8 protein-coding genes are annotated in these 12,269 nt (G+C 40.6%); 2 read left to right on the forward strand and 6 right to left on the reverse strand.

The window, feature by feature from the left end; genetic code table 11:
• Positions 1-192 precede the first annotated feature (192 nt).
• Both ACWXWT_RS17825 and ACWXWT_RS17830 read right to left on the reverse strand, forming a co-directional pair.
• A complete protein-coding gene (locus tag ACWXWT_RS17825) occupies positions 193-1,125 on the reverse strand; it encodes a DUF6268 family outer membrane beta-barrel protein (RefSeq protein WP_456042922.1) in 933 nt (310 codons plus the stop codon).
• Between the two features lie 92 nt (positions 1,126-1,217).
• The gene (locus ACWXWT_RS17830) at positions 1,218-1,868 is read right to left on the reverse strand and encodes a TetR/AcrR family transcriptional regulator (RefSeq protein WP_456042923.1); all 651 of its coding nucleotides are present in this window, start codon (positions 1,866-1,868) and stop codon (positions 1,218-1,220) included.
• A gap of 241 nt (positions 1,869-2,109) precedes the next feature.
• Here ACWXWT_RS17830 and ACWXWT_RS17835 point away from each other — a divergent pair, with 241 nt between their 5' ends.
• Positions 2,110-3,231, forward strand: coding sequence for an efflux RND transporter periplasmic adaptor subunit (locus ACWXWT_RS17835; protein WP_456042924.1), 1,122 nt, complete (start codon positions 2,110-2,112; stop codon positions 3,229-3,231).
• Positions 3,228-6,302: an efflux RND transporter permease subunit gene (locus ACWXWT_RS17840; protein ID WP_456042925.1), complete on the forward strand. Its 3,075-nt coding sequence runs from the start codon at positions 3,228-3,230 to the stop codon at positions 6,300-6,302. The genes ACWXWT_RS17835 and ACWXWT_RS17840 overlap by 4 nt, the downstream gene beginning before the upstream one ends.
• 106 nt (positions 6,303-6,408) lie before the next feature.
• On the opposite strand, the gene ACWXWT_RS17845 is transcribed toward ACWXWT_RS17840, so the two are convergent.
• From ACWXWT_RS17845 to ACWXWT_RS17860, 4 genes are all read right to left on the reverse strand, one after another.
• Complete coding sequence (locus ACWXWT_RS17845; RefSeq protein WP_456042926.1) at positions 6,409-6,858, reverse strand: host attachment protein; 450 nt, start codon at positions 6,856-6,858, stop codon at positions 6,409-6,411.
• Positions 6,859-7,944: 1,086 nt separating this feature from the next.
• Complete coding sequence (gene cydX / locus ACWXWT_RS17850) at positions 7,945-8,055, reverse strand: cytochrome bd-I oxidase subunit CydX (RefSeq protein WP_456042927.1); 111 nt, start codon at positions 8,053-8,055, stop codon at positions 7,945-7,947.
• A 16-nt stretch (positions 8,056-8,071) separates the two neighbouring features.
• Positions 8,072-9,211 carry a cytochrome d ubiquinol oxidase subunit II gene (gene cydB, locus ACWXWT_RS17855; protein WP_456042928.1) on the reverse strand — a complete coding sequence of 380 codons (1,140 nt, stop codon included), beginning with the start codon at positions 9,209-9,211 and terminating at the stop codon, positions 8,072-8,074.
• A gap of 14 nt (positions 9,212-9,225) precedes the next feature.
• On the reverse strand, positions 9,226-10,782 hold the full coding sequence (locus tag ACWXWT_RS17860; protein ID WP_456042929.1) for a cytochrome ubiquinol oxidase subunit I: 1,557 nt from the start codon (positions 10,780-10,782) through the stop codon (positions 9,226-9,228).
• Positions 10,783-12,269 lie beyond the last annotated feature (1,487 nt).

A 12,269-nucleotide genomic window follows, 5' to 3' on the forward strand; every position in this document is an offset into this window, starting at 1 on the left:
GCAGTCGTATTTTGAAAGCATCTAACGAAGCATAAAGGACTTTGAAACCCGCCAGAATGGAATCTCTCAGGTATTCCACTTCTGTGTTACATCGATTTAAAAGGCAACAACCATTTCTAGATCAATGAGCCTTGAATTGAAAAACCTGAGAGACTCTGAACTGACCAGATATTTAATGGGATTGGTATAAAATTAAAACTTAACGCCAAATACTAAGCCAAACGCGGCTTGGTTATCCATGTCTTCTGTTACTTCAGGATAACTTAACTCCATTTCACCCGCAAAATAGTAACCTGCATAAGCGTTTAGGCTAATATTATCGGTTGCTTGCCAGCCTGCACGTAAAAAACCAACCCATTCAGCAACTTCAATTGTTTGATCGTCGTCGGCAACTAAAAAGCGCTCCATGCGTCGTGAACTACCAACACCAAAGCTCCAGTCTCGATTATATTGATAGCTTAATTCTAACCCTGCTGGGCCACTAAAACCGGCCTGGAATGGGTTAGCAAGTACCCACTTATCGTTTATCTGCCAACTAACCGCTAAATATGGCACAGTTCGTACTTCTGAAATATCGTTTAAGTATGCAACACCAAAGCCCAGCATATTACCGGAATCGAAGCGATACATTCCAGATGCTACCACACCATAACTTTGGGCATTCGACGAAGAAGCCGTGTCCGCATAGGAATATTGTAATTGAGGGGCGACGAAAAACATCCAATTGTCGTCATGGCGATATGATAATGACAAACCGGCACTGTATTTATGTATTGTCGACCAAGGCTGAGCATTTGAAATTAATGGCGTGTTTTGATTAATATCCCAGCTGTAATCTAGGTTGTCGTAACCAATATTGGCTCCAATTGACCATTGGCGGTTAAGTGATTTTGTGGCTGAAAATTTGGCTTTCCAAGTGTCTCGCTGCAATTGATTGGTAACGCTATTATCTTGACCAATATCACTGGTTCCGGTTGAAATACGCTCAAGCGTTAATGAGTAAGGTGATTGTTCTGGTGCCGCTAACACTGGCTGGCTTAACAACAAACCTGATGAAAGCAATGCTGACAAAACTAATGAGCGACATGTTTTAGGCTGATTTACGTTAGTATTATAAAGCATCATATCAATCGGCTTCCCTTCTAGAATGAGTTAAACGGAATACTACTTTGGTTTAATGGCAGTATTAATACTGTTACACAGCCAATTTAGTTCAATTATTCTACGTTAACTTTATGAGCCCGCAAAAACATCTCTGCAGTATCTTGTAAGTATTCTTGTCTAGCAGAAAGTAAATCGCCAATATCCAAACCTAACTCTAAACGCAATTTGACCTCACCAAATAACATTAAACACAACCTAACAGCGCTTTCGTGGGGGTTAGCAAAATAATAGACACCATACTGATTAACTTTTTTCAAGTAGTCGCGGATCAAGCCTAAAACATGTTTAGGACCAGCATCATAAAATAATTTACACACTTCAGGATGCGTGTCGGCTTGAGCTACACAGGTTTTAAATACTGTGATGGTTTCTTTACTGACAATCATTTCACCAAATTGTTGGGCAAACATCAAAATAACCCGCTGCGGTTGTGTTGCATCTATCAATGCTGCATTTGTAAGTTGATGAATTGCACATTTAGAGTCTATAGCAGCAACAAACAAATCATCCTTTGAGCCAAAATGAGAGTACACGGTCTGCTTTGACACACCGGCATGTTTGGCGACTTCATCCATGCTGGTATGAGGAAATCCCTGATGACAAAAAAGCTCCATTGCCGATTCGAGTATCTTAATTCGCTTTTGTTCACTGCGGCTTAAATTTGCCTGTTCATGACTGTGTGGCGATGTGTGTTCTATTGTCATTTTTATTCCGTAGGTTAACCATCAAGCAGAATCGAATATCAGCACAACTGCACAATATTTAGGGCCATAATAACCAAAAATAGACTGGACAGTCCAGTTCAATAAAACTAGACTAGCGAGTCTAGTTAACATATAAACTACATTTACAGCTTATTGTTAATACGCTAGGTTACTGTTATTAACACCTATAGCGAATAAGCCAATATTGACTCAGTCTATTGTTTTGCAAGGAATCACCTTTATGTATGCGCCAAAGACATTTACACCCATTATTCGGTATTGGGCATTAGGTTTAAGCTTAATGGTATTAAACAGTTGTGGCTCTGAGGTAAAAGAGCATTCGCAAACAGTAGAATATCAAACAGTCTTGTCACAACCTCTAGTGTTAAATGATCGTTATCAGCATATGCAAACTTATACTGGCACCATTCGTTCGGCAAATACCACAAGTATAGGTTTTGAACTGGCAGGTAAACTCAATACGATCCTTGTCGACAGTGGTGACACCGTGATTGAAGGGCAAACATTGGCACAACTCGATACCGACTTATTAATTGCAGAGCAGCAGCAGCTACAAGCAAGTCTGTTGCAAACTCAAGCGGATATCGATTTAGCTAAAAGCACCTTAACGCGTACGTTAAAATTAAAGCAACAAAACTATGTTTCAGAACAACAACTCGATGAAACACAACAACAAGTTACCAGCTTACAAGCCAATCAAAAGCGCATTGAAGCAAGCTTAAGTGCGACACATTTAAAAATTGAAAAATCAACACTACTGGCACCATTTAACGGAAAAATTAGCCAACGTTTTCATAATCGTGGTGAAGTGATCTCACTGGGTAGCGCTGTTTTCACCTTAGTTGGTAATAGCCAACCTATGGCCTACATTGGCGTTCCCATTGATATAGCACAACAATTAACTGCACAACAAAAGGTCGATGTTCGAGTAGGAAAACAAACGTTCACCGCTAACATTGCAGGGGTTAGTGCCGAGGTCAATGCAGTGAGCCGTACGGTGCAGGTCCGAATCCAATTACCTGAGTCTGTTGGGGTGATTAATGGTGAAATCGCTTATCTTGCCTATCAACAAGACCGATTTGTTGATGGTTATTGGGTGCCAATGTCGGCATTAACCGATGGCGTACGAGGGTTATGGAATGTGTTTGCTTTGATCCAAGATGAACAAGGGTATTATCAAATTGAACGCAGGGATGTTGAAATTATTTACACCAATGAACAACTTGCTTATATCAAAGGCGCCATTAAACCCAACGAGCTTATTGTGTCTGACGGATTACACAAGTTAGTCGTCGGTCAAAAAGTCTCTCTTGCTCAGACAGAGCAATTGGGGGACTTATGATTAAAGCATTTTTAGAAAATGGTCGCTTAACCAGCTTATTTATCGCGTTACTCATTGTTGCTGGATTAGGCGCAATTTCTAGCCTTCCTCGTACTGAAGATCCACATATTACTAATCGATTTTCGTCTGTTATCACCCAATACCCTGGCGCATCTGCTGAGCGGGTTGAAGCATTGGTTACCGAAGTGCTTGAAAATCAATTGCGTCGTTTAGAAGATTTAAAGCTGGTTCAGTCGACCTCTCGCCCAGGCATTTCGGTAATTCAATTAGAATTAAAAGACACCGTGAACGATACAGATCCGGTTTGGTCGCGTGCTCGGGATCTTATTGCAGACAGCAAACTGTTGCTACCAGTAGAGGCTCAAAACAGTGTATTAGATGACCAACTGGGTTATGCCAATACGGCCATTTTAGGGCTTGTTTGGGCCGATGATAGCCCTGTACGAGCGGATATTCTAAACCGTTATGCCAAAGAATTACAAAGCCGATTAAGACTTCTCAATGGTACTGACTTTGCAAAATTGTATGGCGCACCAGAAGAAGAAATATTAGTCGAGTTAGATGGCAATAAAATTAGCCAATTACATTTAACTCCCGCGGGGATTGCGGCAATATTAAATAACGCCGACAGTAAAATTTCAGCCGGAGAAATCAATAACAGCCAATTTAGAGCTTTAGTTGAAGTGTCTGGCGAGCTAGATTCTCAAAACCGTATTCGTCAAGTTCCACTAAAAGTAGACGATTACGGTCAAATTATTCGTTTAGGTGATGTCGCTAACATTACCCGCCAAGGAAAAACACCGGCATCGAGCATTGCCTTAATTGATAGCCAGCAAGGCGTGTTGGTGTCTGCGCGAATGCTCAATAATAATCGCGTTGATGTGTGGCAACAACACGTTAGCCAAACCATCAATGACTTTTCAGTTAACTTACCAGCCAATATTGAAGTGCAATGGCTATTTGACCAACAAAGCTACACCAGCGACCGCCTAGGCGGCTTGGTGATTAATTTGTTGCAAGGGTTTGTGATTATTTTAGTGGTTCTAATGCTAACGTTAGGGCTGCGTAATGCCGTAATTGTAGCGATATCACTGCCACTTACTGCACTGTTTACCCTCACCTGTATGAAATATACCGGACTTCCCATTCACCAAATGTCGGTAACGGGTTTAGTAGTTGCACTGGGGATTATGGTCGATAACGCCATTGTCATTGTCGATGCTATTGCACAACGACGTCAGCAAGGTATGAGTAAACTTGAAGCGGTATCGAAAACGTTACACCATTTGTGGTTGCCACTGGGGGGCTCAACTATAACGACCATGTTAGCTTTCGCTCCTATTGTACTAATGCCAGGTGCTGCTGGAGAGTTTGTTGGCGGTATAGCAATTTCGGTGATGTTCGCCCTACTCGGCTCATATATAATTTCTCACACTATTATTGCTGGTCTTGCTGGGCGTTTTAGCCGCAGTGAAAAACCAACGGTTTGGTATCAGCAAGGCATGGCTTTTCCTAAAATCAGCCAAGCGTTTACAGCCAGTTTGCGGTTTGCGTTATCTCGTCCAATATTAACCGCCATCGTGATTGGTATTTTACCGGTTGCGGGCTTTTTTGCGGCAAGCAAAATGACCGAGCAGTTTTTCCCACCGTCTGATCGCGATATGTTCCAAATAGAAGTCTACTTGGCACCTCATGTGAGTATTGATAATACCCTTGCACAAGTTAAAATTATCGATAAAAAACTGCAAAAAATTGACGATATTCTTGCAGCCACTTGGGTTGTTGGCGGCAATACCCCTTCCTTTTATTATAATTTGACTCAACGGCAACAAGGGGCAACGAATTACGCCCAAGCAATGATTAAAGTCACCAATTTTGTCGCCGCTAATCGATTAATTTTACAATTACAAAAAGAGTTCGATACCGAATTTCCACAAGCACAAATATTGGTGCGTAAACTGGAACAAGGCCCCCCTTTTAATGCCCCTGTTGAACTGCGTATTTATGGCCCCAATTTAGATACATTAAAAACACTAGGCGAACAAGTGCGCAGTATTTTAGTTGCAACGCCCGATGTTATTCACACTCGGTCTACGCTCAGTTCTGGTGCACCCAAAGTGTGGTTACAGGTGAATGAAGATGCCAGTTTAATGAGTGGCCTTAGCCTTAGCGATATTGCCAATCAAATTCAAATGGCGACCACAGGCATTATAGGTGGCAGCATTCTTGAGCAAACTGAATCTCTGCCAATTCGGGTTCGTTTAGGCGATAACAGCCGTGAGCAAGCAACCCGCTTAGCCGAAATAAACTTAGTTTCGCCGTCGGGTTCAGGTATACCACTGTCAGCACTATCTTATAACGATATCAATGTGAGTCGAGGAGCCATACCACGCAGAAATGGTGAGCGCGTGAACACCATAGAGGCTTACATCACCAGTGGAGTATTACCGGCACAAGTGCTAAATGATGCTAAAGATGAGATAGCCCAATTGGTTATTCCGGCGAGTTACCATGTAGAAGTGGGCGGAGAAAGTGCCAAACGCAATGAAGCTGTTGGCAACTTGCTGTCCAACATTGTATTGGTTGTCACGTTATTATTAGCCACTGTGGTGTTGTCATTTAACTCATTTAGATTAACTGCCATTATTCTACTAAGTGCATTTCAATCGGCAGGTTTAGGTTTATTGTCTGTGTTTGTGTTTGGTTATCCGTTTGGGTTTACGGTAATTATCGGACTGTTAGGGTTAATGGGATTAGCCATTAATGCGGCCATTGTGATTCTGGCTGAACTAGAAGATATTCCCGAGGCTCGCCATGGAAATTTATCGTTAATCATTAGTACGGTAAGTGGTTGTGGACGTCATATTGGTTCTACCACCATCACCACCATAGGCGGTTTTTTACCATTGATTATTGCCGGTGGCGGTTTTTGGCCGCCGTTTGCCATCGCTATTGCTGGTGGTACCTTATTAGCAACTATGTTGTCATTAATTTGGGTGCCAGTGATGTACACCTTATTAATGAAGCCAAAGCCCTCAGCCAATTTAGCATTAACACCGCAGACTTCATGACATAACTTGGCGGTTAGCGGCTTAATGGCAATATAAAAAGGCAACAACACCCATTAAGCTGTCTGCATGCCAATCATGGATGGGACAGCTTAATAAGCGGTCCAACTTATGTTGTTAAGCTGGGTAAAATATTTGGCAGTTGACGTCTAATTGAGTCAATGTCTTGCTTTACAATATCTTTGTCGATTTCCAGCGTCACAATTTTAGCGATGTTATTGCTCATTTCCTTGCGTAAATTACCAAGAAAATGAGGTGCTGCAACCACAATCAAGTCACTGAACTTGTGCTCATTATGTGCTGCTTCAAGATATTGACAGATCTCTCTAGCAAATTCGACTGCCTCATATTTTTTAGGTTCTGTTTTACCACCAACAGAGTGGTGGCTATTGGTAGCCCCACCAGCCTGACGCCCTGGTAGATCAGAGGTCAACTTCTGTTCATGCTGTCGTGCTTCGGGATGGATCATATTTTTAATCTCAATTAATGTAGATTTCGCTGTTTCTGCATTAAACAGACGAGCATGTGCGCTATCCGCGACTAAAATCCAACTACTCATTATATATCCCCTTAAGTAGATTATTAATAAATCACCCTGTTTAAAAAACAGACAACCAGTATGACCTATTTACAGACAATAATCTTGATAATACTTTGGCATCTGGTGGTATTTTGTTGTACCTAATACCAATTCCAATCATTATCTAGTCATTCTTGGGAGTTCTATGTCTTTTGGGTAAGTCATCGGATTGTAGGCATCGTTGCTCGCGGCAACAGCTCCAGCGTTACTCCATCTCCTGCTTTTAACCGCCATGGTGGGAGTGTCTTATTTTTTACAGCAAAAAATTGATCTTGCAGTCGTATGCCAACATCATATTAAGCAGCATATAAGGTGCTTATACCAATCCTATTAAATATGTGATCTTTCAGCGGGAGTTCAAAGTGCTGTAGGCAAGGCAGATGATTGAAGCAAATAGTGATTCTATTTTGAAAGCATCTAACGAAGCATAAAGGACTTTGAAACCCGCCAGAATGGAGCCTCTCAGGTATTCCACTTCTGTGTTACATCGATTTAAAAGGGAACAACCATTTCTACATCAATGTGCCTTGAATTGAAAAACCTGAGAGACTCTGAACTGACCAGATATTTAATGGGATTGGTATAACAAGCTCCTGCGTTACTCTACCTCCAGTATCTGACCGCCATGGATGGTGGGAATGTCTTATTTTTTATGGAAAAAAATAGACCATGCCGTCGTATTTTGAAAGCATCTAACGAAGCATAAAGGACTTTGAAACCCGCCAGAATGGAGTCTCTCAGGTATTCCACTTCTGTGTTACATCGATTTAAAAGGCAACAACCATTTCTACATCAATGTGCCTTGAATTGAAAAACCTGAGAGACTCTGAACTGATCAGATATTTAATGAGATTGGTATTAAACCCGCCCTTGGAAGCCTCAATGAATAGAATTTCTATAGTACCAATCCGCATTAGAATTTGCTCTTTTAGCAAAAATTATCAGTGAGGTATTCGAGGCAGCCTTTCGAAGACATGGTCGTTCTCGGCAACTGCACACCAAAACAGTAGCCAATAAAAAACCGCTTTATCACTAAAGCGGTTTTTTTGTCAGAATATATAGCGTTTATTGTTCGCTATTGCGATCCATATTTTCGGTATTCTCAAGCCATAAGGCATTAATAATACCGAATGAACAGGCTAACAATACCCCTAAAATCCACGCAAAATACCACATAATGTTGCTCCTTAATTTAGTAAAGTGAGGTTTTATTGTCTTCAATAAACTCACGATTTAAGCGACCGTACATCTTGTAGTAAGTCCAAGCTGTATAACACAATATAATTGGTACAAAGATAGCTGCAACAATGGTCATCACCGTTAAGGTCATTTGGCTTGCGGTAGCATCCCACATAGTTAAGCTCACATTAGGCTCTAGTGATGATGGCATAACAAATGGAAACATCGCTGTACCACAAGTAAAAATAACACCAGCAATAGCAAGTGAGCTAAACAAGAATGCGAATCCACTGCGGTTAAAACGACTGGCTAAAATAACCAATATTGGCATTAATAGCCCTAAAGCAGGGAATAACATCGTAATAGGATACTTGTCATAGTTAGTTAACCAAGCGCCAGCTTCAATCGCAACCGTTTTAGTGGTTGGATTTGACGGACCAGCAAAGTCAAGTGAAGAGGTGATAACATAACCATCAATACCATTAGCTAACCAAACGCCCGCAGCACCAAAGAATACAAATAATAAACCACCACAAACTTGCGATGCTTTAGCACTGCGAACTCTTAGCTCACTATCTGTCTTCATTTGTAACCATGAAGCCCCTTGCATCATAAACATCGTGACACATACAAGGCCGGCCAATATACCAAATGGGTTTAATAGACCGAAGAACCCGCCATGATAAGTAGCACGTAAATACTCATCAAAGTTAAAAGGCACACCTTGCAGTAAGTTACCAAATGCAACGCCAATGATAAGCGGCGGTACAAAACCACCCACAAACAATGCCCAATCCCATGACTTACGCCATCTTGGATCTTCAATTTTAGAGCGATAATCAAACCCTACTGGGCGTAAATACAATGCAAATAACACGAGCATCATTGCCACATAAAAGCCTGAAAACGATACAGCGTAGACCATAGGCCAAGCCGCAAATAAAGCGCCACCCGCCGTAATTAACCATACTTGGTTGCCGTCCCAGTGTGGTGCGATAGAGTTGATCATTATGCGGCGTTCAGTGTCGTCTTTACCAATAATAGGTAATAACGCCCCCACACCCATGTCAAAGCCATCAGCTACAGCAAAACCAACTAATATCACGCCGAGTAATGCCCACCAGATAAATCTTAATACTTCATAATCAAACATAATTAAGTCCCCGCCTAAGCATCTTGGTTTTCAAAATGGTAACGACCGGTTTTTAAACTGCTTGGGCCAAGACGAGCAAACTTAAACATTAAGTAAGCTTCTATGACTAACAGAATAGTGTAGAAAACCGTGATCGAAATAATACTGAACCATAAATCGGCCGGCGTTAAACTCGATGCAGACATAAAGGTTGGTAACACTTCAGAAATAGTCCAAGGTTGACGACCAAACTCTGACACAAACCAACCACATTCAATGGCAACCCAAGGAAGCGGTAAACTGTAAAGTGCGGCGCGAAGTAACCATTTTTTCTCTGCAATTTTATGACGAGTGCTTTGCCAGAACGCAGCAGCAAACACCAGTAACATAATCACACCTGCACCGACCATAATACGGAAGGTCCAGAACATCGGCGCTACAGTTGGAATAGAATCAAACGATGCGGCAATAATTTGCTCTTCGGTAGCATCGACCACTTTATCGGTATAACGCTTCAGTAAGAAGCCATAACCTAAATCGTCTTTAACCGCGTCAAATTGAGCTCTCACTTCCGGTGTATCGTCACCAGCACGTAATTTTTCAAGCAGTGCATACGCTACCATACCATTACGAATACGTACTTCATGCTCTTTAACAAGGTCTTTAATACCAGTCACTTCTTCAGTTAAAGAGCGAGTGGCAATAATACCCATAGCGAAAGGAATTTTGATTGCATAATCGGTTTCCATGGTTTCTTGATTAGGAAAACCTACTGCTGTAAATGCTGCTGGTGCTGGCTCAGTATGCCATTCAGCTTCAATAGCAGCTAATTTAACACGTTGAACTTCACCGACTTTATAGCCAGATTCATCACCAAGAACAATAACCGATAAAATTGAAGCCAAACCAAAACTTGCAGCAATGGCAAAAGAGCGACGGGCAAACGGTAAATCCCGACCTTTCAATATGTAATACGAGCTAATGGCCAGTACAAACATGGCTCCGGCAACATAACCAGATGCTACAGTGTGAACAAACTTAACCTGCGCTACAGGGTTAAACACCAATGCAGCAAAGTCGATCATTTCCATGCGCATGGTTTCATAGTTAAACACCGACCCTACAGGGTTTTGCATCCAACCATTGGCAATTAAAATCCATAAAGCTGACATATTAGAGCCAATAGCAACCAACCAAGTGACCGCTAAATGTTGGCGTTTACTGAAGCGATCCCAACCGAAAAAGAACATCCCGACTAACGTAGACTCAAGGAAGAAAGCCATCAAAGCTTCAATCGCCAGAGGCGCACCAAAAATGTCACCCACATAATGAGAATAGTAGGACCAGTTAGTACCAAACTGGAATTCCATTGCTAAACCCGTTGCGACACCTAAGGCAAAGTTAATTCCAAATAACTTACCCCAAAACTTAGTCATGTCTTTATAGATTTGCTTATTGGTCATCACATAAAGTGATTCCATAATGGCAAGAATAAAGGCTAAACCTAGAGTGAGTGGAACAAATAAAAAGTGGTACATAGCTGTAAACGCAAATTGATAACGCGATAGCTCAACGACCTCTTCGATAATCATTGGCGACTCCTTACTTCAGTACAACCAAATACGACACAGCAACAGACTTGTTGCCATAATGATGATGTTATACCTGAAAACGGTCCTATTGAAGCAGCGGACAACTCACCAAAATATAAAAATGATAAATTAACCTGTTTGCCGATGTTTTCAAGTCCAATCCTAAACGCCCTATATCTTACGGTATATCCAATCCATTAATCATATTTTTTAATCAATTATGTGACCAGCATTAGATTTTTTGCATAGATAATTTTTTATACATTACAATCATAGCCTTACACTATTCAAAATAACGTCCCTTAGTATTTTGACGTCATTTTAATGATGAAAAATTATCCTAATTCGTTCAAAAAGTTGTTGTAACCAACAAACTACACACACCTCCCCTCAAGAGGTATTGACAATACCCCTCTTACTGCTAGGTCGCAAAAACTCACCCCAACAAAACTAAAGTAAATAACAAGCTCAAGGCAATTAACACCCAAAACCATTGTTTTAACAACTTTACAATCACAGCAAATATCCAAATAATATTCTCAATAAAAAATAAAACAAAATATAAACAAAAACAATAAGATATAACGAACTAAAAATAAAAATCTATTTTAATAAAAACTAAAATATTACAACACCCAGTATAAAATATAAATTTTCTCATTTTGACAATGAAAAATAGAACAATCCAATTTGCCTGCGATTACTCAGGCAGATGTAGGGTGCACAAAGGGTCACAGAATTAATCCATCATTGCCTAATATTAAGGTGCTCTGTTATGGCTCAATGACTTGATAATATTAAAACTTATACAAACGTGCTTTAGTTGAAATGTTTACCGTTAAAGATGTGAAATACGCTAGGTCACCCCTTATCTAAGTTGTGCCAGTAAGAATTTTTATTAGACCTGAAATTAAATTAAAAAAATATGATTATTATCAATAGATAACGTAAAACCATGCCATTGTTTTATTTTATTTTGTTAACAACAAACATCGGGTTCACTTATCCCAACGCTTTGCATGTTCATGACCCGCTAAGGAATGTCTCTGCCGTTTTTACGGCAAAAAAGTCATCTATTTGAAGTGTATTGGCAATGTGCACGTTAAATTTAACACTTACAACGTAAGTAATTAAAAGGGTTATGTTGATATTGGCTAATACCCATTTCAATAACTACCTGGTTATTCAGCGGGAGCTCAGCGCCTTCTAGACAAATAATTGGATTATAAGCATCGTTGGTCTCGGCAACAATTCCTGCATTTGACCGCTATGGTGGGCGTGTCTTATTTTTACCGTAAAAAATAGATCTTGCAGTAATACCAATCCTATTAAATATGTGATCTTTCAGCGGGAGCTCAAAGTGCTGTAGGCAAGGCAGATGATTGAAGCGAATAGTGATCCTCGGTAACAAGCTCCTGCGTTACTCTACCTCCAGTATCTGACCGCCATGGATGGTGGGAATGTGTTATTTTTTATGGAAAAAAATA

Source organism: Shewanella sp. A22, assembly GCF_053850585.1.